Source organism: Pseudomonas sp. (assembly GCF_049301935.1).
Classification (GTDB): Bacteria; Pseudomonadota; Gammaproteobacteria; order Pseudomonadales; family Pseudomonadaceae; genus Aquipseudomonas.
The window spans coordinates 25,839-48,951 of sequence record NZ_JBAQLP010000007.1; the positions used below are offsets into that span (position 1 = coordinate 25,839).

Below are 23,113 nucleotides of genomic sequence, written 5' to 3' on the forward strand. Positions count from 1 at the left end.
TTTATGGTGATGCGCATCTCTTCGATCCAGGCCTTTAACAACGGTGTCAGTGGCCTGGGGCGCAACTATGCCAATGTGATCCGTACCCAGGAGCAGATCAGCAGCGGTAACCGTATTCTGACCCCCGCCGATGATCCGGTGGCCTCGGTGCGCCTGCTGCAACTTGAGCAACAGCAAGCGCTGCTGGGCCAGTACAAGGAAAACCTCACCGCCGCGAAGAACAGTCTGACTCAGGAAGAGACCACCGTTACCTCGGTGGTGAATGTGTTGCAGCGTATCCGCGAGCTGGCAGTGCAGGCCGGCGGCGGTGCGCTGTCTGGTGAGGACCGCAAATCGATCGCCAAGGAGTTGGGTGAGCGTGAAGGCGAGCTGCTTAATTTGATGAACAGCCGCAACGCTCGTGGTGAGTACCTGTTCAGCGGCTTTCTCGGTAAAACCGAACCGTTCTTGCGTAACCCCGATGGTACCTATTCCTATCAGGGTGATGAGGGCCAGCGCAGCCTGCAGGTGGCCGGCTCAAGTAATGTGGCGATCAACGATAACGGCAAGCGGTTGTTCGAAGATGTGAGCAATGCCAATCGGGTTATCAATGCGTTAGGCGTCAATAACCCGGCTTTACCAACGCCGCCGTTACCGGCCACAACCATTCCGGCGTTGCCGGCGGCAGATCAGCGAGTCTTTATGTCGCCTGGGCTGGTGCAGGACAACCAGGCGTTCAACAGCAACTTTCGGGCGGGTGAGCCTTATTCGCTAGCCTTTGTCAGCGGCACCGAGTTTCGTATCTATGACAATGCCGGTGCTGACGTTACATCCGAGGTGCCAGGTGGTGGCTTGATTGACCCCTTAGTCAATAGCGGCAATACCATCAACTTTCGCGGCATGCGTTTCCAGTTGGATGTGGTGTTGCAGCCCGGCGACAACGAGCTGGATCTGGATAACCTGTTGGCCGATACCGCTACGCCGGGAACACCGGGTATCAATACCCACAGTTTCACGCTGCAATCGGCACCGACGGACTTTGCCGTTAATCGTTCCTCGACCAACAATTCGGCCGCGATCGTCGCTCCGGCAGGCATCAGCAACCAGGCAGCATTTGACAGCCAGTTCCCGACATCTGGCATCGTGTTGCGTTTTACCGATGACAGCAACTACGAGGTCTATTCCCAGCCGGTTGGGCCGGGGAGCCCAGTACTTGCTACCGGCACAGTAGTTGGGCCTTATCCGGCAACATTCAGCGTGTTCGGCGCCGATTTCACCCTGTCAGCTCCAGCGTCGGTTGCCGGTGGTGATGAGTTCGGTGTGCAGCCGCAGTTTCAGGAGCAGCGCAGCATTCTCAACACCATCAGCCGTTTGCGTCAGGCTCTGGAGTCGTCACCGACCTCGCCGGCTGGCAACCTCGGTGTGCGTAACGAAGTGGCGATTGCTCTGACCAACCTCGACAACGGCATTGGTCAGGTGCTGGAGGTGCAAACCGAAATTGGCGCGCGCCTGAACCTCATCGACACCACCGAGATCGACAACGAGGACGTCACCCTGGTCAACAAGGCCGTGCAGGCGGATTTGCGTGAGTTGGACTATGCCGAAGCGCTGTCGCGCCTGTCGTTCCAGAGCATAGTGCTTGAGGCGGCGCAGCAGAGCTACGTGAAGATTGCTGGGTTGAATCTGTTCAACCAGTTGCGTTAGACCTTCCTCCGAAAGGCGCCGTACACGCCCTCCGCGTGCCGCTGACGACTCGCACCGAGTTGGCCGATTTCTTGCTGCTACCCTCATCACTACGGCCTCTGGCCAAATAATTGACGTTTTTCCGTCGCCGTCGGATAGGTTCCCAGGCTCGTTCGACGTGATCCCGCACATGAGGCTTTCATGGCAAGCGATCTGCAAGCAATCAAGCAACAGGCTTACCAGGCCTTCGCCGCGGGCGATTTCGCCACGGCTTTGGCGCTGCTCGAACAGGTCCGGCAGGGCGTTGGCCTGTATGCCGAGCTGGCCAACGATCTGGCCGTAATCCATCACAAGCTGGGCGATACGTCGAGTGCCTTGCAGTTGTTTCGCCAGGCCCTGGCGCTGCAAGGCGAAAGCGAGCATCTGGTGGCCAACAATCTGCTCGGCATTCTCGAACAACAGACACAGCCGCAGCCCACGAAACCGGCAGTACAGCAGCCAGTAGCCGCAGCTGCGGCTGCGGTCTATCCCTGCCCGGTATGCAAACAAGCGGATGCCAGCTTTGCCGCTATTCCCGAGTTCTACCGGGAAAACGCCCGCCAACATGGCTTCGTGCATTACGGCCAGGGCGAGATGACCGCCCACGACAGCTATACCTGCAAGCGTTGCGGCGCCTCTGACCGCGAGCGCCTGTACGTCTACTGGATGGAGCAGGAAGTCGCCGCTGGCCGTTTAGCCGAAGGCGCCAAGGTCATGCACTTCGCGCCGGAACAGGCGATGTCGCGGCTGATCCGCGCCAGCCGTTTATTCGATTACGCCACCGCCGACCTGGCGATGCAGGGGGTGGACTATCAGGTCGACCTGATGGACCTTCCGTTTGCCGACGGCACTTACGATTTCTTCATCTGCAGCCATGTGCTCGAACACGTGGCCGACGACGGCAAGGCGATTCGCGAGCTGCGTCGGATCACCCGTGACGGTGGCTGCGGCATTTTAATGGCGCCGATTATCGTCGGCATTGAACACACCCTCGAAGACCCCAGCGTTACCGACGAAGCCGGACGCTGGCGGCTTTATGGACAGAACGATCACGTGCGGCTATATGCCCACGATGACTACGTGCGCAAAATCGAGGGCAACGGTTTCAGCGTCGACCAATACGGCATCGACTACTTCGGCGCCGAGGTGTACGCGGCAATGGGCCTGAAGCCGAGCAGCACTCTCTATATCGCACGCGCATAGCGGCATGGCAGGATCGCTGGGGCGGCTGACCTAAGCTGTTGGTAGGCGGCCGTCCGAGGACGGCGATCAACTTAATCGCAGCAGGCAGGGGTGAACTCCCGTGGAATCAGATTTCAAGGAATATCCGAAAACTCTCGCTCCCGACGACTTCTGGGGGCAGATCAAGCGGTCGGTCAATGGCCAGCCGGTTTCGGAAGAGCAGATTCAACTGATAGTCGCGACCATCAAGAATGCACTGGCCTTCCAGCCCGGCGACCGCCTGCTGGATCTGGCCTGCGGCAATGGCGCGTTGTCGCGCTACTTCTTCGACGACTGCGCCGAAGTCTATGGTGTGGACTATTCCGAGGTGCTGATCGAGGTGGCCAAGCGCTATTTCGAGCAGCTGCCGCTGCGCCGTTTCGATCTGGCCGACGTCGGCGAGTACATAGTCGCCGAGACCGACCCGGCGCGTTTCACCAAGGTGCTGTGCTACGGCAGCTTCCCGTATTTCCCCGAGGCCACCGCGCGTCTGGTGCTGACCAGGCTGTGCCGCGATTACAGCCAAGTCGAGCGGGTGTTTATCGGCAACCTGCCGGATCTCGAACGCCATCAGGATTTCTACACCGATGGTCGCGACCACACCGCCGAGCTCAAGCATCACGACTCGAAAATCGGTATCTGGCGTAGCGCCGAGGAGCTCTGCCAACTGGCCGCCGATTGCGGCTGGCAGGCGCATATCCAGCGCATGCCCAAGGGCTTCTACACGGCGCACTACCGTTACGACGCTTTGCTCGAGCGCGTGCGCCCATGACGGCTAAGTCCAACTGCGATGAGCTGGCGTTGTTCGGCGGCCAGCCGCTGTTCGACCTGCCGCGCTCGACCTCGAGCCTGGTCCAGCCTGATTTCGAACGTTTCCTGGAGTATTCGCGCACCTTTTATGACGCGCACCAATTCACCAACAACGGGCCGCTGGTGCAGCAGTTGGAGCGGCGCCTGGCCGAGTTTCACCAGACCAGCCACTGCGTAACCTTTTGCAGCGGCTTCTGGGCGTTGGTGCTGGCGATCAAATGCCTGGCGCTGCCGGGGCGTCGGGAAATCGTCATGCCGTCGCTGACCTACAGGCGGATGGCTGATGTGGCGGCCTGGGCCGATCTGGTACCGCGCTTCTGCGAGGTCGATCCGCAGACCCTGGCGCTGAGCGCCGACACCGTGCGCCCGCATCTGAACGAGCAGACCGCGCTGATTCTAGGCGTGCACCCGATCATGAACTGCTGCGATGCCGCCGGGCTGGAGGCGCTGGCGGAGGAGAGCGGCATTCCGCTGTTTATCGACGCCGTCGAGTCGGTCTATGAAACCTATGCCGGACGCAAAGTCGGCAGCTTCGGCCGGGCCGAGTGTTTCTCCCTGCATGCGAGCAAACTGCTCAACGGTTTCGAGGGCGGCTATATCACCACCAACGACGCCGAACTGGCGGCCAAGCTGGTGCGTATGCGCGGCTTCGGTTTCTACACCCCGGACAACGTCCAGGAACTGGGCATGAACGCCAAGCTCAACGAGGTGCATGCGGCCATGGCGCTGGCCGGGTTGGATGGGTTGGACGCCCATGTGGCACGCAACCGCGAGCGCTACCTGGCTTATCGCCGGGAACTGGCGGGGGTGCCGGGCGTGCGTCTGGTCGAGTTCGACGAAAGCGAGCGGAGTGGTTTCAAGAACATCCTGATCGAACTACTCGACGACTGGCCGCTGCCCAGGGCGCAGACCCTGAGCCTGCTCAACGCCGAACGCATTCTCGCCCGCGCCTATTATTCGCCGGCGTTGCATCAGAAACCCACCGACTACCCGACCATCGGCGGCTCGCTGCCGGTTACCGAGCGGCTCGCCGAGCGCTTCGTGTTGTTGCCCTGCGGCCATTTCGTCGACGAGCAGGACATCCACGTCGTCGTCGCCATGCTGCGCTTCCTTCACGAACACGCCGCCGAACTGCGCCAGAGGGTTGCCGTATGAGCGCCGTCGAACTCGCCATCCTCGGCGCCACGCCGGCGTTCGAGCAGCCGCTGCCGGTCGGCCAGCTGTATTTTCCCGAGTGGTCCGCCTATGAAGAAGCCATGCGCGGCATTTTCGAGCGCCAGTACTACACCAACCAGGGGCCGTTGACCCAGCAGCTCGAACAGGTGTTGCAGGAGCGTCTGGGTGTGCGCCATGCCATTTGCGTCACCAATGCCACCATCGGCCTGTTGATGGCCGCCGATGCCCTGGGCCTGCGCGGCAAGGTGATCACCCCGGCGTTCTCCTTTATCGCCACCTCGCAGTCGTTGACCTGGGCTGGACTGGAGCCGCTGTTTTGCGACGTCGATCCCTTGACCCATCAACTCGACCCTGCTCGAGTGGAAGAGTTGCTGGAAGACAACGACGTGAGCGCGATATTGGCGGTCAATCTGTGGGGCGATGTCTGTGCCCAGGACCCGTTACGTCAGCTCGCCGATAGACGCGGCGTGCCGCTGTATTACGATTCGGCCCATGCTTTTGGTTGCGCGGTACAGGGCAGGGCAGTCGGCAACTTCGGCGCGCTTGAGGTGTTTTCCTTCCACGCCACCAAGGTGTTGAGCGCCGCCGAAGGCGGTTGCGTGTGTACCAACGACGACGAACTGGCCGCGCGCCTGCGCAATATTCGCAGCAGTTACGGCGCCGGGCACCCGGTGCACGTCAGTCGCACTGCCAACGGCCGTATGTCCGAGGCGCAGGCGGCCATCGCCTTGCTCAGCCTGGATAATTTCGCCCCGACCCTCGAGTGCAACCGGAGTATTTTCGCCGCCTATCGCGAAACCTTGGCTGGTTTGCCGGGCCTACGTCTGATCGAACCGCAGGCGGTGAGCGCGACCAACTATCAATATGTAGTCTGCGAAATCGATGCCGAACGTTTCGGCCTCAGTCGTGACCAATTGCAGGCGGTGCTGCGCGCGGAGAACGTGCTGGCGCGGCGTTATTTCTACCCCGGCATCCACCGCTGCACGCCCTATGACGAGCTTTACCCGCAGGCGGGCGAACGTCTGCCGGTGACCGAGGCCCTGTGCGCCAAGGTGCTGCAGCTGCCGATCGGTCAACCGATAGACGCGGCAGGCGCGCGGCGCATCGGTCAAATCATCCGCGCCGCCCAGGAGCAGGCCGCCAGCGTTCGCCACAACCTGGGAGGGCGGGCGTGAAGTTGGGCATCATGCAACCGTATTTTTTCCCGTACCTCGGGCATTTCGCGTTGATCGCCCATACCGAGCGCTGGGTGGTGTTCGATGTCAGTCAGTACACGCCCAAGTCCTGGATGAGCCGCAACCGCGTGCTGCATCCGCAGGCCGGCTGGAACTACATCAACGTACCCTTGACCAATTCCTCCATCGCTGTCACTACCCGCGAAGCGCGCGTGCAGGACATGCCTAAAACCCGCGCCAGCGTGCTCGGCAAGCTGACTCACTACCGGCGCAAGGCGCCGTTCTACGAGCAGGTGGTGCAGCTGGTCAATCGCACTTTCGATGCTGTGGCTGGCGATTCGCTGGTCGAACTCAACGTACAGGGGCTGGTGGCGGTCTGCGCCTATCTCGAGCTGCCGTTCGATTATGCGGTCTGCTCGGAGCTGGACCTGGATCTGCAACACATCGATAGCCCTGGCGGTTGGGCGCCGGCGATCAGCCGGCAATTGGGCGCCAGCTTTTACCTTAATCCGCCTGGCGGCCGCGACCTGTTCGACCCGCAGGATTTCGCCCGTCACGGCATCCGCCTCGGCTTTCTGCAATTCGACGAGTTCCGCTACGACACCGGGCCTTATGCCTTCGAGCCGGGGCTGTCGATACTCGACGTATTGATGTGGAACAGCCCGCAGCGCGTGCGCGAGGTTCTGACCAGCCATACCCATATTCTCGACGCTTGAAATGAAGCGCATGGCCTGCGCGCCATTCGTACGGATTCGCTAAGGAAATCGCCCGTGAGCAAACAACCCCTCGTCAGTATCGTGATTCCCACGTTCAAACCACGGCACTTCGAGGCGGCGATGCTCAGCGCGCTGGCCCAGAGTTACCAGCCGCTGGAAATCCTGGTCAGCGACGACTGCCCGGATAAGGGAATCCAGCGCATTCTCGAGCGTCATCTCGGCCACAGTCGTCATCCGATCCGGGTGATCCGCAACCAGCCGGGCCTCGGCGGGCTGATGAACTACACCCAGTGCGTGGTCGAGGCCGAAGGTGAGTTCGTTAAGTTCCTCAACGACGACGATATCCTGCTCAACGACTGCATCGCGCGCATGGTCGAGGCCTTCGAGGCCAATCCCGATGTCAGCCTGGTGACCAGCCGGCGCCTGCTGATCGACGAATCCGGCCTGCCACTGCCGGACGTGCCGGCGACTTGCTGCCCGTTCGACCAGGACAGCATCCTCAACGGCGACGACTTGATCGCCTACCTCGCCGATGCGCCGATGAACTTTATCGGCGAGCCAAGCACGGTGATGTTCCGCCGCGCCCATCTGGCCGGGATCAAGCCCAACGTCTGCTGCCTCAATGGGCAAACGGTGCGGGCGATCAACGACCTGGCGATGTACGTGAACGTGCTGCGCCATGGCAGCCTGGTCTATCTGTGCGAACCGCTGTCGTGCTTTCGCAAGCATGCCGAACAGCGCCAACAGCAGGGTGACATGCTGCCGCTGTGGCAGAAAGGTGTGCAGGTGTTCACCGCGCAGATCCACGCCATGGGCCTGTACAACCCGCGCCCGGATGCCCAGGTGCGTTGCCGTGCGCTCGGCAGCCCTGCCGAGGCGTGGCAGGATTTTCCGCTGCGTGATCGTTTGGCCGAGGCGGCCAAGCGCGCCGAAGCGCGCCAGGCGGTTAGCCGCGTAGCACCGGCCGGATTCGCGCCGCTGCGCGATGCCGGCGGTGTGCTGCAAGAGACCGCGCGCGATGGCATCCGGATGTGGCTGGACATGCGCCTGCCCACTGCGGTGCAGTCGCGCATGATCACTGAGTATCTGGAGGCCAACCAGGGTGGGCCGAGCTTCGGCATTTTGCTGCTGGATCTGCACGGCGAAGTCGACAAAGTACGGGCGACGCTCGATAGCTTGGCTGCACCGCAGCATCGCTACGCGCGCTTGCAGATAATGGTGCTCAGCACCGGCGTGGCGGCTGAGCTCGAAGTTGCCGACCCCCGCGTGCGCTGCCTGAGCGTGACGGCTGGCGGCTATGTCGAGGCGCTTAACCAGCTTGTCGCCGAGGCGGATTTCGACTGGGCAATGTTGGCCCAGGCCGGCGATCAGTTCACCGCCAGCGGTTTGCTGATGATGGCGCTGGAGTTAGTGCATGCCGGCGGCTCTTGCCGGGCTGCCTATGGCGATGAGCTGCTGCGCTCGGCCAATGGCCTGGGGCCGGCATTCCGCCCCGGTTTCAACCTGGATATGTTGCTCAGCTTCCCAGCCGGCATGGCGCGGCATTGGCTACTGCGCCGCGATGTCATCATTGAAGCCGATGGCTTCTCTGCCGAGTATGCAGGGGCGCTGGAGTTCGAGCTGATCTTGCGTTTGATCGAGCAGGGCGGGTTGACCGGCTTCGGCCATATCGATGAGCCCCTGGTCATCACCGATACCCCCAGGCTCGAGGATCAGCCGGCCGAGCGCGCGGCGATCCTGCGTCATCTGGCCAGCCGCGGTTATCAGGCCGAACTGCTGGCGCACCTGCCGGGCCGCTACCGCATCCGTTACGGACATCAGGCTCAGCCGCTGGTCTCCATCATCATTCCAACCAAGGACCAGTTGCCGATCCTGCAGCGCTGCGTGGAAAGCCTGCTGGAGAAGACCCGTTACCCGCATTACGAGCTGCTGATCGTCGACAACAACAGCGAAACTCCCGAGGCGTGCGAGTGGCTGGCCGGCATCGAAAGCCTGGGCGAGGCGCAGTTGCGCGTGCTGCGCTATCCGCACCCGTTCAACTACGCGGCGATCAACAACATGGCGGTGCGCGAGGCGCGCGGCGAGTACCTAGTGCTGCTCAACAACGACACCGCGATCATCCGCGAGGACTGGCTCGATGAGTTGCTCAACCACGCCCAGCGCCCGGAGGTCGGTATTGTCGGCGCCAAGCTGCTCTACCCGGACGGACGCATCCAGCACGCTGGGGTATTGCTCGGCCTGCGCGGCCCGGCCGATCACCCCTTTATAGGCGAGCCGATGGACGCGCCCGGCTATATGCAGCGCTTGCAGATCGACCAGAACTACAGCGCGGTGACCGCCGCCTGCCTGATGATCCGCAAGTCGGTGTATGACCAAGTGGAAGGTATGGACGAGCATGCCTTCAAGGTTTCCTATAACGATATCGATTTGTGCTTGAAGGTGGGCGCCGCGGGTTATCTCAACGTTTGGACGCCCCATGCCGTGCTGTTGCACGAAGGCAGCGTCAGCCAGAAGAAAGTCGACCCGGCCTCGGCTGAGGCCAAGCGCAAACGCTTCGTCGGCGAGCAGGACGCCATGTACGCCAAGTGGTTGCCGACCCTGGCCAGCGATCCGGCCTATAACCGCAACCTCTCGCTAAACGGTAAAGGCTTTGAACTGGAACCGGATATCGGCTTGACCTGGCGGCCACTGGCCTGGCGGCCATTACCCGTGGTTCTGGCGCACCCGGCCGACCCCTGGGGCTGCGGCAACTACCGCGTTATCAAACCGTTCGGGGCCTTGCGCGACGCAGGGTTGGTCGATGGCATGCTCTCGGAAGGCTTGTTGCACGTGGTCGATCTGCAGCGCTACGACCCCGACGTCATAGTGCTGCAGCGGCAGATCGGCGATGAGCGGCTAGAGGCCATGCAGCGTATCAAGCAGTTCTCCCGTGCCTTCAAGGTCTATGAGCTGGACGACTATCTACCCAATTTGCCGATCAAGAGCGTGCATCGCAATCAGATGCCCAGGGATATTCTCAAGTCGCTACGCCGCGGCTTGAGTTACGTAGACCGTTTCGTGGTGACCACAGCACCTCTTGCCGACGCGCTGTGCGGTTTTCATCCGGACATACGGGTGATCGAGAACCGACTGCCGGTGGATTGGTGGAAAGGCCTTTCCAGTCGCCGCCAACGTGGGCAGAAACCACGCGTGGGGTGGGCGGGTGGCATCGGCCACACCGGCGACCTGGAGCTGATTGCCGACGTGATTAGAGAGTTGGCGGTCGAGGTCGAATGGGTGTTCTTTGGCATGTGCCCAGAAAAAATTCGCCCCTATGTGCATGAAGTGCACGCCGGTGTCGATATAGAAAGGTATTCCGCAGCACTCGCGGCTCTGGATCTCGATCTGGCGCTGGCGCCTGTCGAGCAGAACCTGTTCAACGACTGCAAAAGTAACCTTCGTCTGCTCGAGTACGGCGCGTGTGGTTTTCCGGTGATCTGCAGTGATGTGCTGTGCTACCGGGGCGACCTAGCGGTTACTCGGGTGAAGAACCGCTTTAAGGATTGGGTCGATGCCATTCGTGCGCATATCAACGATCTGGATGCCGCCGCAAAGATGGGTGATGAATTGCGTGCCCAGGTATTGGCTAAGTGGATGCTCGAAGCGGACAACGCTGAAGCCTGGCGTGCCGCCTGGTTGCCGGACTAGGGAATAGAAAGGCCCGGTCGCGTTCGAACCGGGCGAAATGAGCCTCGGAAATGAGTCCCGAATGGCCGGAATGATTGCAAAGTGCCTGTCGGAAACTCGGCAAACCGGTCATTACTTGGTTTTTCTGACGCTAAGTACTTGACGTTATTGCGTAAAAAAACTTACCGCTAATTCCTAAAGCTTCCCCAAGGAACGCCGATACAAAGTACGAATGCGAACTTAATGGGGCGTCTGAGCAAAAGCAGACCCAAAGCTCGCAGGCTCAGACAAACTCAGTAACACGGTCCTTTGGAGGCAATTACCATGGCCCTTACAGTCAACACCAACGTAGCCTCGCTGAACACTCAGCGTAACCTCAACTCCTCGTCCAAAGGGCTGGATACTTCCCTCCAGCGCCTGTCCACTGGTTTCCGCATCAACAGTGCCAAAGACGATGCAGCAGGCCTGCAAATCGCTAACCGTCTGACCAGTCAGATCAACGGCCTGAATGTCGCGGTGCGCAACTCCAACGACGGCATCTCCCTGGCGCAAACCGCTGAAGGTGCACTGCAGCAGTCCACCGGCATTCTGCAACGTATGCGTGATCTGTCGCTGCAGTCGGCCAACGGTTCCAACGGTGCCACTGAGCGTGCCGCTCTGCAGGGCGAAGTTGCCCAGTTGCAACAGGAACTGAACCGTATCGCCGAAACCACCAGCTTCGGCGGGCGCAAGATTCTCGACGGCTCCTTCGGCTCGCAGAGCTTCCAAGTGGGCGCTAACGCCTATGAAAACATCAACGTGTCGATCGGCTCCGCCACCACCGATCGTATCGGTGTGAACCGCCTAACCACTTCCGGTGGCGCTGCGGCTACTGCTACTAGCGGTGCATTCAGTGCAACCGCAGGCAGCGTCTACACCGACAACAGCTTCGATATCGATTCCAAGCTGAACGCTGATCCAACCACAGTCACCTTTGCCGCCAGCGGTTCGGCAGGCGAGGTGGCCGCCGGGGTCAATGCCAAGAGCGATGAAACCGGGGTTACCGCCAACGCTCGTACCGTGGCGCGTTTGGGTGCTGTTTCGGCCTCGGGAACCGTGTCCTTTGACCTGTACGGTGCAAACAGTAAGACCGTCAGCACCGACAACGCCAGTATCTCGGCAGTGATCACCGATACCACAGATCTGTCCGCTCTGGCCGAGGCCATCAACAAGGACACCGGCAAGACCGGTATCTCGGCGGTGTCGAAAGGTGACTATATCGAACTGGTCAGCGACCGTGGTGATGCTATCTCTGTGCAGAACTATAACGGCGGCGGCACCGCGACAGCGACGTTGAGCGCTTACTCGTTCGATGGCTCGACCGCAGTAGGTGCTGCGGCTACCCTGACTACGGGTGGCACTAACGACTCGCGTGTCGATGGTCAGGTGATCATTGAAGCCCCGGATGCGTTCCAGATCACCGGCGCCAGCGCAGGTTTGGGTGCAGGTGGATTCAGTACCCTCGATACCGTTAAGGACATCGATATCAGCACCTCTGCTGGTGCTCAGGATGCTCTAGGCATCATCAACGGCGCTATCTCCAATATCGATAGTCAGCGTGCCCAACTCGGTGCGGTACAGAATCGCTTCGAGAACACCATCTCCAACCTGCAGAGCATTGGCGAGAACGCTTCCGCTGCCCGCAGCCGGATTCGCGACACTGACTACGCTGCTGAAACCTCGGAACTGACCAAGAATCAGATCCTGCAGCAGGCCGGTACCGCGATTTTGGCCCAGGCTAACCAGTTGCCACAGGCTGTTCTCAGTCTGCTCGGTTAAGGGCAGAAGCGCTAGACTACGGGGGGAAGGGCTTGGCTCTTCCCCCCGTTCCCTCGTTGTGAGGAGAAATTTATGGACATCGGCTCAATACAGAAACCGCTTATTCAGGTCGCAACCCGCGAGTCTGCGCGTTTAGCACCGGACGAAGCTTTACGCACTAAGGCTTCGGAGTCTGGCGCAAGCGCGATTGGCGATGAGCTGGTGGTTGACAAACTCAAGCCAGGAACAGCGGTTGAAGGCGAAAGCGCCAGCCGCGAGCAGCTCGAAGAAGCCGTCGCTTCTATCCAGGATTTTGTGCAGTCGGTTCGCCGCAGCATCAATTTCTCGGTGGAGGAAACCAGTGGGCGGGTCGTGGTCAAGGTTACCGATGCCGGATCTGGTGATGTGATTCGACAAATCCCTTCTGAAGAAGCCCTGCAACTGGCAGAGAATCTTTCGGAGGTTCGCAGTTTGTTGTTCAAAGCCGAAGCCTAGCGTTTTGCTGGCATGGCTTTTGACTGCGTAACGCCTATTGGCGTTGCGCTGTCACTATTTTGGCGAGGTGATTTATGGTCGGGATTACGGGCATTGGCTCAGGAATCGATATCAACAGCATCGTGACGGCGCTGGTCAATGCAGAGCGCGCTCCCAAGGAGTCGCAGCTCAATCGTCTCGAGCAGGCCACCACCTCGCGTATCTCTGCACTAGGCAGCTTGCGCTCTGTTCTAGGTGACTTCAGCAGCGTGTTGCAAAGCCTTAACAGCGTCTCTGCGTTTCAAAAGCAGAAGGTTTCATCTTCCAGTTCGTCTGTGCTTACAGCCACCGCCACTGGGAATGTGCCGGTTGGCAAATTCAGCCTGCAGGTGCAGCAACTGGCCGCCAGCAGCAAGGTGGCACTGCAGTCCGTTAGCGGCGACTCTTCGGCTACCTTCAATAGTGGCTCGCTGACTATCAGCGCCGGCAGCAGTAGCATCAATGTGAATATTACCGCCGACAACAACAGTTTGTTGGGGGTTCGTGATGCAATTAATACGGCCGGTGCCACTGAGGGCATTAGCGCCAATATCGTCACCGACGCCTCGGGTTCGCGCCTGGTACTTAGCTCGGCGAAAACCGGGGAAGGCAATGATCTGCAAGTGGCGGCTACCCAGGATGGTGTGACACTGGGCGCCAATGCCTTGACTGCCCTGACCTTTTCCGCGGCTAACAGCGCGGCTCAATTGCCCACTGTGGCAGGCGGCGGGGGCGCAACCTTCAAGGCCGGCACGCTGAATATTGCCAGCGGGGCAGTCAACCTCGGGGTGGTGATAAGCGCCGAAGACTCGCTCGATACCATCCGTCAGAAAATCAATACCGATGGTGTTGGGCAAGGAATTAGCGCCTCGATCGAAACGGTCAGCGGTGGTGTGCGTCTGGTTATTCAGTCGAGCAACGGTGAGAATTTGAGTGTCTCGGCGACCACCGATGATCTGAGTGCCGGCGACAACAGCCTGACCAGTCTGGCATCGGTCGCGGGTAGTAATAGCAAGGCGATCGATAGCGCTAAGTCCGCGATGTTCTCGGTGGATGGCCTCGCGGTCGTCAAATTGACCAATAGCATTAGTGACGTGATCGAAGGTATCACTATCAATCTGGTCAGCGCTCAGTCGGCGGACGACATTGCCGCTAATAAAACCGTCGATATCACCATCGCTCAGGACAAGGGTACGGTTGCTGGCAACCTGAAAAAGTTCGTCGACACCTATAACAAACTGGTGCAAACCACCAATGAGCTGACGGCGGTCGTGCCCGTCGGCGAAGGTAAGGCGCCAGTGGCCGGCCCTCTGTTAGGCGATACCTCCATCCGTAACCTGCTCAGTGGGATGCGCAAGGAGCTGGTGCAATTGGGCGACAGCCTGGGTGTGCAGTCGCTCGCCGAGTTGGGCATTACCACCCAGAAAGACGGCAAGCTGAGTATCGATTCGACAAAACTGGACAGTGCGCTCACCGGCAAGTACGACAAAGTCTCCGAGTTCCTCTCGGGCGAAGACGGCTTGATGGGCCGCCTGGAAGCTGTGGTCAAACCCTATCTGGGCGCCGACGGGGTGTTTCAGCAGCGCGAAAAGGGCCTGCAAACTACCATCAGCAGCATCGACAAACAGCGCGAGGCGTTGACCCTGCGAATCGAGAAGGTGCAGGCGCGCCTCTACAGTCAGTACAACGCCATGGATATGCTGGTCGGCCGTTTGCAGAAAACCAGCGAAAACCTCGCCAATCAGTTGGCCAGCCTGCCGGGCTTCGTGAGAAAGGATAAGTAATGAGCAAGCACCCGATCGATACCTACAAGCAGGTCAAGACCAGCCATGATGTATCTCCGTATCGCACCGTACAGATGCTGCTCGATGGCGCTTTGCAGCGGGTGATGTTGGCCAAGCACGCTCAGCTCGAAGGCGATACCGAGATCCGTGGCATGGCAGTGGGCAGTACCATCACTATCCTGGGGGCTCTGCAGGCAGGTTTGGATAAGGAACTGGGTGGCGAAATCGCCGAGAACCTCGACTCGCTCTATGACTACATGACCCGGCGCCTGGCTGGCGTTGCGTTGGACGACACACCGCGAACCCTGGACGAAGTCCAGACCTTGCTGGGGCAGATCAAAGCTGCCTGGGATGCCATCGGTCCAGAGGTTGAGCCAGCTGTAGGAAACTGATTTCGTCGTTAAAGCTTTGCGCTGTAGCGCCGATACCCAAGGTATCCAGCAAACAGAACAGCGAGAACAACGATGAACGCGATGGCGGCTCTCAAGCAGTATCAAACCGTCAATACCCAGGCTCAGGCTGTTGAAGCCAGCCCGCATCGATTGATTCAAATGTTGATGGAGGGCGGGCTCACGCGTTTGGCTCAGGCGCGTGGCGCCATGGAGCGTAATCAAGTTGCCCTCAAAGGCGAGTTGATCAGTAAAGCTATCGGCATTATCGGTGGTTTGCGTGAAGGCCTTAATCTTGAGCTGGGCGGTGAGGTCGCTGCCAACCTGGATAGCCTTTACGAATACATGGCTACGCGTCTGGTTGAAGCCAATGTGCAGAATCAAATAGCCCCGCTGGATGAAGTTGCTGGCCTGCTGCGTAATGTAAAAGCCGGCTGGGATGCTATCGCCGAGTGATGCGGTTTCCCGCCTGAGGAAGTGTTTATGAGTTCATCCGTGCAGCGTCTAGAAGAAACCGGTTGTGCTTTGCGTACCGCGTTGGCTACTCAGGACTGGGCCGCTATTGGCGAGCTGGATTTGCAGTGCCGCCAGGCCGTTGACGAGGCGATGGTCGAGTCTGCCAGTGATGAAGACACCCTGCGTGCACGTATGCAGGAGCTGTTGGATCTTTATCGTGAGTTGGTAAGCGTCTGCCAGGCCGAGCAACAGCGTTTGGCTCATGAACTCGTGCAACTCAATCAGTCGCAACACGGCGCCAAGGTCTATCAGCTATTTGGTTGATCGGCTGTTTTCGGTCGATGCTGCCAGGTATCGACCTTCTGCTTTCTGTCCCTATCCTCCCTCTGTTGGTTAAATAGCGGCTTGATCTGCTTGGCAGGCACAATAAAAGCACGCCATAAAATTGACTATTAACAAGAAATTGACTTAACTAGTGGCCAATTGCCGGCGTTGGGTTGCCTTGTGTTTGGGCGATGGGCGCTTTTTTCACTCCAGGATCAGAAAATAAAATTATGTGGCGTGAAACCAAAATCCTCCTGATTGACGATAACAGCGAGCGCCGTCGTGACTTGACGGTGATTTTGAATTTTCTCGGTGAGGATCATCTGGCCTGTGACAGCCAGAACTGGCAGCAGTGTGTGGCGCAGTTGACGTCTAGTCGCGAAGTGCTCAGCGTGTTGCTTGGCGAAGTAAAAGCCAAAGGTGGTGTGCTGGAAATGCTCAAGCAGTTGGCGGCCTGGGATGAGTTCCTGCCGACGTTGCTGATTAATAGTTCGGTCGCTGCGGAATGGCCGGAAGAGCAGCGCCGCAGTGTACTGGCGAGCCTGGAAATGCCGGTGAGCTACAATAAGCTGCTGGATTCCCTGCACCGCGCCCAGGTTTACCGCGAGATGTATGACCAGGCCCGCGAGCGCGGCCGCCAGCGCGAGACCAATCTGTTCCGCAGCCTGGTCGGCACCAGTCGGGCCATTCAGCAGGTGCGGCAGATGATGCAGCAGGTGGCCGATACCGAGGCCAGCGTGCTTATCCTTGGTGAGTCGGGCACGGGCAAGGAAGTGGTCGCGCGCAACCTGCATTACCACTCCAAACGCCGCGAGGCGCCTTTCGTACCGGTCAACTGCGGCGCAATTCCAGCCGAGTTGCTGGAAAGTGAGCTGTTCGGCCATGAGAAGGGCGCCTTTACCGGGGCAATCACCAGCCGTGCCGGGCGCTTTGAACTGGCCAACGGCGGCACGCTGTTTCTCGATGAAATCGGCGATATGCCGCTACCCATGCAGGTGAAGCTGCTGCGTGTGCTGCAAGAGCGTACGTTCGAGCGGGTGGGCAGCAACAAGACCCAGAGCGCCGATGTGCGGATCATTGCCGCCACGCACAAGAACCTGGAAAAGATGATCGAAGACGGCAGCTTCCGTGAGGATCTGTATTACCGTCTTAACGTCTTCCCGATCGAGATGGCCCCGCTGCGTGAGCGCATCGAGGATATTCCGCTGCTGATGAATGAGCTGATCTCGCGCATGGAGTTTGAGAAGCGCGGCTCCATCCGTTTCAACTCGGCGGCGATCATGTCGCTGTGCCGGCATGACTGGGCGGGTAACGTACGCGAGCTGGCCAACCTGGTCGAGCGCATGGCGATCATGCATCCCTATGGCGTTATTGGTGTGGGCGAGCTGCCGAAGAAATTCCGCCATGTCGATGATGAAGACGAGAGCCTGGTGGCCAGTCTGCGTGATGACTTGGATGAGCGCGCGACTATCCTGGCCGGTCTGCCGGGCGTGGACTCGATGGCCATGCTGCCGCCTGAGGGCTTGGACCTGAAGGATTACCTGGGCAATCTGGAACAGGGCCTGATTCAGCAGGCGCTCGATGATGCCAGTGGTGTGGTGGCGCGGGCCGCCGAGCGCTTGCGTATTCGTCGTACCACCCTGGTCGAGAAAATGCGCAAGTACGGCATGAGCCGGCGTGAGGACGAGGGGCAGGACGACTGACGTTGTGGCTTACATAGGATAGGTAGGCGCCAGCCAGCTGGCTCCTACAAGGTTATCCGTATCCTGTAGAGGAAATTAGCCGGTTTCTTGACGTTATTTCAGCAAGATATTGATATATAAGGAATATTTTTTCAGGCACGGGTATTGCTATCTCTCATGCAACTGACTGTCTTATGACGGCTCGCTGCGCGAGAGAGAACCATGAACGCCAACGCCCAACGCCCTGAAGAATCCCAAGCGCCTGCTCCCGTGGAGCAGGCCAGCCGTGCCGGGCTCGAACAGGCTTTTGCCCTGTTCAACCAGATGTCGACCCAGCTCAGCACCTCCTACAGTATGCTCGAAGCGCGGGTGACCGAGCTCAAGGGCCAGTTGGCGCTGGTCAGCGCCCAGCGTATGCAGGAGCTGGCCGAGAAAGAGCGCCTGGCTCACCGTCTGCAGAGCCTGCTGGATCTGTTGCCCGGCGGGGTAATCGTCATCGATGGTCAGGGCGTGGTGCGCGAGGCCAATCCGGTGGCGCGCAACCTACTTGGTCTGCCTTTGGTGGGCATGCTCTGGCGTCAGGTCATCTCGCGCAACTTCGCTCCGCGCGAGGATGATGGCCACGAAATCTCCCTGAAGGATGGCCGGCGCCTGTCGATTGCCACTCGTTCACTGCACGCCGAGCCTGGCCAATTGGTGCTGTTGACCGACCTGACAGAAACCCGGCGCTTGCAGGATCAACTGTCCCGCCACGAGCGTTTGTCTGCCCTGGGCCGCATGGTCGCATCCCTGGCCCACCAGATTCGTACGCCGCTGTCCGCTGCGTTGCTCTACGCCAGTCATCTGACTGAGCAGGTGCTGCCGGTTGAGCAGCAGCAGCGCTTTGCCGGCCGCCTGAAAGAGCGTCTACACGAGCTGGAACATCAGGTGCGCGACATGCTGATCTTCGCCCGGGGCGAGCTGCCGTTGCCCGATCGCCTGGCGCCCAAGGCGCTGTTCGATGCGTTGCGCAGCGCCGCCGAACCCCATGTGCTGGATATGCAGGTGCGCTGGCAGTGTGACAGCCGCGCGGGCGAGTTGCTGTGCAACCGCGACACCCTGGTTGGCACGGTGCTCAATCTGATCGAGAACGCGATTCAGGCTGGCGGCCGTGAGGCGCGTTTGAAGATTCATCTGTATCAGCGCGGCGAAACGCTGCGCCTGTGCATCAGCGACAACGGCCCAGGCATCGACAGCGCGACATTGGCGCGCCTCGGCGAACCCTTCTTTACCACCAAAACCACCGGCACCGGGCTTGGCCTGGCCGTGGTCAAGGCAGTGGCGCGCGCCCATCAGGGCGATGTGCAGCTGCGTTCGCGGCCGGGGCGTGGCACCTGCGCCATTCTCACCTTGCCGCTGCTTGGTGCTACGCACCCTTTGATTCAGGAGTAACCATCCATGGCTAGCAAAATTCTATTGGTCGAAGATGACCGCGCCTTGCGCGAGGCGCTGGCCGATACCCTGGCGCTGGGTGGGCATGATTACCGCGCGGTGGATTGCGCCGAGGCGGCGCTGCTGGCGATTGCCGAAGAGCCCTTCGGCCTGGTGGTCAGTGACGTAAACATGCCCGGCATGGATGGCCACCAGTTGCTCGCGCAGATTCGTCAGCGCCAGCCGCAACTGCCGGTGCTGCTGATGACCGCTTTTGGCGCGGTGGAGCGAGCGGTGGATGCCATGCGCCAGGGCGCGGCGGATTATCTGGTCAAACCATTCGAGCCGAAAGCCCTGCTGACGCTGGTGGATCGGCATGCGTTGGGCCGGGTTTCAGCCAGTGAACAGGACGGCCCGGTCGCCGAGGAACCGGCCAGCGTGCAGCTGCTGGCCTTGGCCACACGGGTGGCGCAGAGCGATTCCACGGTGCTGATCACCGGCGAATCCGGCACCGGTAAAGAGGTGCTGGCGCGCTTTATCCACCAGCAGTCGCCACGCGGCAGCAAACCCTTTATTGCGATCAACTGCGCGGCAATTCCGGACAACATGCTCGAAGCCACGCTGTTCGGCCATGAGAAGGGCGCATTTACCGGGGCAATTACCAGCGCGCCGGGCAAGTTCGAACTGGCCGAGGGCGGCACCATTCTGCTCGACGAGATTTCTGAAATGCCGCTGGGCTTGCAGGCCAAGTTGTTGCGCGTGCTGCAGGAACGTGAGGTGGAGCGGGTGGGCGCGCGCAAGCCGATTACCCTGGATATTCGCGTGCTGGCCACCAGTAACCGCGACCTGGCCGCAGAAGTGGCGGCGGGGCGTTTCCGCGAAGACCTTTACTATCGTTTGTCAGTGTTCCCGCTGGCCTGGCGACCGCTGCGTGAGCGCCCGGCGGACATCGTGCCGCTGGCCGAGCGTCTGCTGGCCAAGTACGTGAAGAAAATGAATCACGCGCCGATTCGGCTGTCCCCGCAAGCGCAGATGAGCCTGATGAGCCATAGCTGGCCGGGCAATGTGCGTGAGCTGGATAACGCCATTCAGCGCGCGCTGATTTTGCAGCAGGGCGGGCTGATCCAGCCGCAAGACCTTTGCCTGCTGGCACCGATTGGTTCGGCGGTTACGCCGACCGCACAGCCGCTGTTGGCGGTGGTGGTCAATAGCGCACCTGCGCAGCAGGACACCTCGCCGGCAGAGGTCGGTGCCCTGGGCGATGACCTGCGCCGGCATGAGTTTCAGATGATCATCGATACCCTGCGCGCCGAGCGCGGCCGCCGTAAGGAAGCCGCCGAGCGTCTGGGCATCAGCCCGCGCACCCTGCGCTACAAGCTGGCGCAGATGCGTGATGCCGGGATGGATGTGGAAGGTTATCTGTTTGCCAGCTGAGGCAGCTGGAACCTTATATGCATGACCTGCAGCCCGGGTTGCATTCGGCCGCAGGCTGAAATGCCGGGACTGTAGGGTGGATGACGCCCTTTTCATCCACCATAAGGTCGCTGTTGGTGAATGGGTAAAACGTCTCCCCCTGCGCCTGATCGCTCTTTTACTCCTTCCAAGGCTGCGGTGCGCCCAACAGGCGGCCCATGGCGCCGTACAGCCCCAATTCCTTGAGCACCGCCAGCTCGCCCTCGGTTTCTACCATCTCGGCAATCAACGGCAGGTCGATGCTGTTGGTGGCGCGGAATACTGCTTCGATAAACATGCGCTTGTCGCTTTCCTGATCGATGGCGCGGATATAGGTGCCGTCGAGTTTCAGGTAGGCCAGGCCCAGGTGGGTCAGGTTGCCGATCAGGCTGAAGCGTCCGCCGAAGTGTTGCAGGCCCAGGCTGAAACCGGCTTCGCGGATGCCCTGGCTAAGCGCTTCCAACTCGGCCGCAGGCGGTAGATGACGCTCGTCCACTTCCAGGGTCAGCAGGCTGGCCTGCTGCGGGTGCTGTTTGAGGATTTCAAACATGCGCTTGAGGGTTTCGCTGTCGCGCAGGGTCGCCGCCGACAGGCTGAGGGCCAGTGGCGCCGCATGCCGGCTGAGGTGCGCCAGGCTGTGTTCGAGCATGGCCAGGTCGAACCGGGCGGTCCAGCCCAGGCGTTCGATCCAGGGCAGGAAACGGCCTGCAGCAATCGCTTCGCCTTGCGGATCAAGCAGGCGTGCCAGCACCTTGTGGTGCAGCAGCTGATGGCGGTCGGTGCATTGCGTGACCGGCTGGAAATACAGCTGCAGCTTGCGCGTGTTCAGCGCATCGTCGATCCAGGTGCGCCAGTCGTGCAGGCCCTGGGTCGGTTGCGCGTTGTAGTCGTCCAGGCGCACCCAGTGGCGGCTCGGATCGTTCTGCGCTTGCGCCAGCGCCTGATCGGCGCGACCGATGACTTGGCTGGGCTCTTCACCCGGGCGGAAGGCGGCGATGCCCATATGCGCCACCGGGGTGCAGTCGCTGGCGCCGGTCTGACGCAGGCTTTCCAGGCCGCTGTGCAGCTCGCCTGCGAGCAAATCGGCTTCTTCACTGCCAATGCCGGGAGCCAGTAGGCTGAATTCGCCACCCCGGCTGCGCGAGGCCAGCCAGTCCGAGCGGTTGGTCTGGTTGAGCAGGCGCTTGAGCAGCTCGCCGATAGCGGCAATCAGCGCGTCGGTCCGCTGGCCACCGAGGCGCTGGTTGAGTCCGCCGAGGTCATTGACCCGAAGGAGGATCAGGTAGCCTTCGGCATTCTGTTCACTGACCACCAGTTGGTTGGCCAGGCGAATATCGAACAGACGGCGGTTGGCCAGCCCGGTGCTGCTGTCCTGATAGGCCTCTTCACGCAGCTTCTCGCTGCGCGCGGCTTCCTCGGCGAACAAGGTTTTCAGCTTTTCCACCATCTGGTTCATGGCGGTGACCACGCGCTTGAGCTCGGGGGTGCGCGGCACCTTGGGCAGGGTGAGGAATTCGCGGCGGGTGATGGCCTGGGCCTGTTGCACCATGTTGTCCAGCGGGCGCAGTTGAGTGCGCAGCAGCCAGCCGCCGAGCACGGCGCTGACCAGGCCGCAGAGCAGCAGCCAGATCAGGCTGCCGATGGCGCTGTCCCAGAGCTTGGCCAGGGCGAATTGCGGGTGGCTGAGTACCTCGACTCGCGCAGCCTGTTCCCAGCCACGCATGATCAGCGCATCGCCGCCCTGGGGTTGCAGGTCGACCAGCTCGCTGAACCAGGCCGGGACGGTTTCGTCGCTGGCATCGTCGCTGCGCCGTTCGACTATCACTTCATCGTCGGGGATGCGCACTACGCGGATACTGGTGAAATAGCCGCTGTCGAAGATCGAGCTGACCATCAGCTCGATCATCGCCGGGTCATCCACGTGCGGGGTCATCGACAGACCCAGCGCGGTTGCGGCGTCCTGGGCGTGAGAGCGCAGCTGACTGAGCAGTTGCTCGCGCGAGCTTTCCACTCCGGCGATAAAACTGCCGGTAAAGGCCACGACCAGGAACAGGCAGATGGCAAGAAATAGCTGCTTGAGTAGAGACATTGGTTCCTCCTAGCCTTCGCCGATGGCGAAGCCCTCCGTGCGCATTTTTTTCAAGATGTCCTGCCAGCGCGAGAGCTTCTTGGAATCGCTCTTTTTGCTGTTGGAGCCTGGGAGATAGAGACCTTCGGCATTGAACGCATAGACCGGTAGCAGGTCTTTGCGCTGCGAGGCCGGCTTTATTGCATTGATCAGGTTGTCCAGCACCAGCGGTTCGGCGCCGGGGCTGGCGTAGTAGGTCAGGACCATGTGCGCCTGGTTGTAATTGAGCGCCTTGACGTAGGTGATGCGCAGCTTGTCGCTGGGGATGCCGAGGCGGCGCAGGGTGAAGTATTTGGCGATGGAATAGTCTTCGCAGTCGCCTTCACCCTTGACCAGCATCTCGATGGGCGTGGCCCAGTAGTCGTTCTGTTTCCACAGGCGGATATCGTCGGTAAAGCGGATCTGCCGGTTGAAGAAGCGGTTGACCTCGTTGAGTTTGTCTCGTTCGCTGCTGCTGCCGCTGGCCTTGATCTGCGCTTCCCAGGCCTGGATACGTTGCTTGGCTGCGCCGAGGTTGCCGTAGCGGCTTTCGGCATTTTGCAGGATGACGCCGAAGTCCCAGTTGGCCAGGGCGCTGGCCAGGCCGATCAGCAGGATGCAGCCACCCAGCAACGCTCGCTTGAGGCGCTTGAACCATCCATGAGTAAGCTGACGGGGTGACATGTACCGCGCCTCGGCCGGAGATTGGAAGAGTCTAGGTGCTGCTGCAGATT

The 23,113-nt window shown here is 60.5% G+C and carries 18 protein-coding genes; 16 read left to right on the forward strand and 2 right to left on the reverse strand.

What is annotated here, in order from left to right:
• The first annotated feature begins 3 nt into the window (after positions 1-3).
• The 16 genes from WA145_RS00850 to WA145_RS00925 all read left to right on the forward strand — a co-directional run bounded on the left by WA145_RS00850 (position 4) and on the right by WA145_RS00925 (position 20,254).
• Positions 4-1,683 (forward strand): flagellar hook-associated protein 3, encoded by a 1,680-nt coding sequence (locus WA145_RS00850; RefSeq protein ID WP_422579750.1) that lies wholly within the window; start codon positions 4-6, stop codon positions 1,681-1,683.
• 180 nt (positions 1,684-1,863) lie between these two features.
• A complete protein-coding gene (locus tag WA145_RS00855) occupies positions 1,864-2,904 on the forward strand; it encodes a methyltransferase domain-containing protein (RefSeq protein ID WP_422579751.1) in 1,041 nt (346 codons plus the stop codon).
• Positions 2,905-3,004: 100 nt separating this feature from the next.
• Positions 3,005-3,694: a class I SAM-dependent methyltransferase gene (locus tag WA145_RS00860; protein ID WP_422579752.1), complete on the forward strand. Its 690-nt coding sequence runs from the start codon at positions 3,005-3,007 to the stop codon at positions 3,692-3,694.
• The gene (locus WA145_RS00865; RefSeq protein WP_422579753.1) at positions 3,691-4,887 is read left to right on the forward strand and encodes a DegT/DnrJ/EryC1/StrS family aminotransferase; all 1,197 of its coding nucleotides are present in this window, start codon (positions 3,691-3,693) and stop codon (positions 4,885-4,887) included. Before WA145_RS00860 ends, WA145_RS00865 begins: the two co-directional genes overlap by 4 nt.
• Positions 4,884-6,083: a DegT/DnrJ/EryC1/StrS family aminotransferase gene (locus WA145_RS00870; protein ID WP_422579754.1), complete on the forward strand. Its 1,200-nt coding sequence runs from the start codon at positions 4,884-4,886 to the stop codon at positions 6,081-6,083. The genes WA145_RS00865 and WA145_RS00870 overlap by 4 nt, the downstream gene beginning before the upstream one ends.
• Before the next feature lie 11 nt (positions 6,084-6,094).
• Complete coding sequence (locus WA145_RS00875) at positions 6,095-6,799, forward strand: WbqC family protein (RefSeq protein ID WP_422579755.1); 705 nt, start codon at positions 6,095-6,097, stop codon at positions 6,797-6,799.
• Between the two features lie 54 nt (positions 6,800-6,853).
• Complete coding sequence (locus WA145_RS00880; RefSeq protein ID WP_422579756.1) at positions 6,854-10,486, forward strand: glycosyltransferase; 3,633 nt, start codon at positions 6,854-6,856, stop codon at positions 10,484-10,486.
• A 303-nt stretch (positions 10,487-10,789) separates the two neighbouring features.
• On the forward strand, positions 10,790-12,283 hold the full coding sequence (locus tag WA145_RS00885; protein WP_422579757.1) for a flagellin: 1,494 nt from the start codon (positions 10,790-10,792) through the stop codon (positions 12,281-12,283).
• A gap of 72 nt (positions 12,284-12,355) precedes the next feature.
• Positions 12,356-12,757, forward strand: coding sequence for a flagellar protein FlaG (locus WA145_RS00890; protein ID WP_422579758.1), 402 nt, complete (start codon positions 12,356-12,358; stop codon positions 12,755-12,757).
• A gap of 122 nt (positions 12,758-12,879) precedes the next feature.
• Positions 12,880-14,559: a flagellar filament capping protein FliD gene (fliD, locus tag WA145_RS00895; RefSeq protein ID WP_422579759.1), complete on the forward strand. Its 1,680-nt coding sequence runs from the start codon at positions 12,880-12,882 to the stop codon at positions 14,557-14,559.
• Entirely contained in the window at positions 14,559-14,951 is a 393-nt protein-coding gene (gene fliS, locus WA145_RS00900; RefSeq protein ID WP_422579760.1) for a flagellar export chaperone FliS, read from the forward strand. The genes fliD and fliS (WA145_RS00900) overlap by 1 nt, the downstream gene beginning before the upstream one ends.
• A 72-nt stretch (positions 14,952-15,023) precedes the next feature.
• Positions 15,024-15,404 carry a flagellar export chaperone FliS gene (gene fliS / locus WA145_RS00905; protein WP_422579761.1) on the forward strand — a complete coding sequence of 127 codons (381 nt, stop codon included), beginning with the start codon at positions 15,024-15,026 and terminating at the stop codon, positions 15,402-15,404.
• Between the two features lie 27 nt (positions 15,405-15,431).
• On the forward strand, positions 15,432-15,728 hold the full coding sequence (gene fliT / locus WA145_RS00910) for a flagellar protein FliT (RefSeq protein ID WP_422579762.1): 297 nt from the start codon (positions 15,432-15,434) through the stop codon (positions 15,726-15,728).
• A 230-nt stretch (positions 15,729-15,958) separates the two neighbouring features.
• Positions 15,959-17,431, forward strand: a complete 1,473-nt coding sequence (locus tag WA145_RS00915; protein ID WP_422579763.1) for a sigma-54 dependent transcriptional regulator — start codon at positions 15,959-15,961, stop codon at positions 17,429-17,431.
• Positions 17,432-17,632: 201 nt separating this feature from the next.
• Positions 17,633-18,841 (forward strand): sensor histidine kinase, encoded by a 1,209-nt coding sequence (locus WA145_RS00920; protein WP_422579764.1) that lies wholly within the window; start codon positions 17,633-17,635, stop codon positions 18,839-18,841.
• A gap of 6 nt (positions 18,842-18,847) precedes the next feature.
• Positions 18,848-20,254, forward strand: coding sequence for a sigma-54-dependent transcriptional regulator (locus WA145_RS00925; RefSeq protein WP_422579765.1), 1,407 nt, complete (start codon positions 18,848-18,850; stop codon positions 20,252-20,254).
• 157 nt (positions 20,255-20,411) lie between these two features.
• Here WA145_RS00925 and lapD read toward each other — a convergent pair whose 3' ends face one another.
• Complete coding sequence (gene lapD / locus WA145_RS00930; protein WP_422579766.1) at positions 20,412-22,361, reverse strand: cyclic di-GMP receptor LapD; 1,950 nt, start codon at positions 22,359-22,361, stop codon at positions 20,412-20,414.
• A 9-nt stretch (positions 22,362-22,370) separates the two neighbouring features.
• Positions 22,371-23,063, reverse strand: coding sequence for a cysteine protease LapG (lapG, locus tag WA145_RS00935; RefSeq protein ID WP_422579767.1), 693 nt, complete (start codon positions 23,061-23,063; stop codon positions 22,371-22,373).
• Positions 23,064-23,113 lie beyond the last annotated feature (50 nt).

Coding starts and splice junctions, on each gene's coding strand:
- WA145_RS00850 (WP_422579750.1), top strand. CDS start 4: ATGGTGATGCGCATCTCTTCGATCCAGGCCTTTAACAACGGTGTCAGT.
- WA145_RS00855 (WP_422579751.1), top strand. CDS start 1,864: ATGGCAAGCGATCTGCAAGCAATCAAGCAACAGGCTTACCAGGCCTTC.
- WA145_RS00865 (WP_422579753.1), top strand. CDS start 3,691: ATGACGGCTAAGTCCAACTGCGATGAGCTGGCGTTGTTCGGCGGCCAG.
- WA145_RS00870 (WP_422579754.1), top strand. CDS start 4,884: ATGAGCGCCGTCGAACTCGCCATCCTCGGCGCCACGCCGGCGTTCGAG.
- WA145_RS00875 (WP_422579755.1), top strand. CDS start 6,095: ATGCAACCGTATTTTTTCCCGTACCTCGGGCATTTCGCGTTGATCGCC.
- WA145_RS00885 (WP_422579757.1), top strand. CDS start 10,790: ATGGCCCTTACAGTCAACACCAACGTAGCCTCGCTGAACACTCAGCGT.
- WA145_RS00890 (WP_422579758.1), top strand. CDS start 12,356: ATGGACATCGGCTCAATACAGAAACCGCTTATTCAGGTCGCAACCCGC.
- fliS (WP_422579760.1), top strand. CDS start 14,559: ATGAGCAAGCACCCGATCGATACCTACAAGCAGGTCAAGACCAGCCAT.
- fliS (WP_422579761.1), top strand. CDS start 15,024: ATGAACGCGATGGCGGCTCTCAAGCAGTATCAAACCGTCAATACCCAG.
- fliT (WP_422579762.1), top strand. CDS start 15,432: ATGAGTTCATCCGTGCAGCGTCTAGAAGAAACCGGTTGTGCTTTGCGT.
- WA145_RS00915 (WP_422579763.1), top strand. CDS start 15,959: ATGTGGCGTGAAACCAAAATCCTCCTGATTGACGATAACAGCGAGCGC.
- WA145_RS00920 (WP_422579764.1), top strand. CDS start 17,633: ATGAACGCCAACGCCCAACGCCCTGAAGAATCCCAAGCGCCTGCTCCC.
- WA145_RS00925 (WP_422579765.1), top strand. CDS start 18,848: ATGGCTAGCAAAATTCTATTGGTCGAAGATGACCGCGCCTTGCGCGAG.
- lapD (WP_422579766.1), bottom strand. CDS start 22,361: ATGTCTCTACTCAAGCAGCTATTTCTTGCCATCTGCCTGTTCCTGGTC.
- lapG (WP_422579767.1), bottom strand. CDS start 23,063: ATGTCACCCCGTCAGCTTACTCATGGATGGTTCAAGCGCCTCAAGCGA.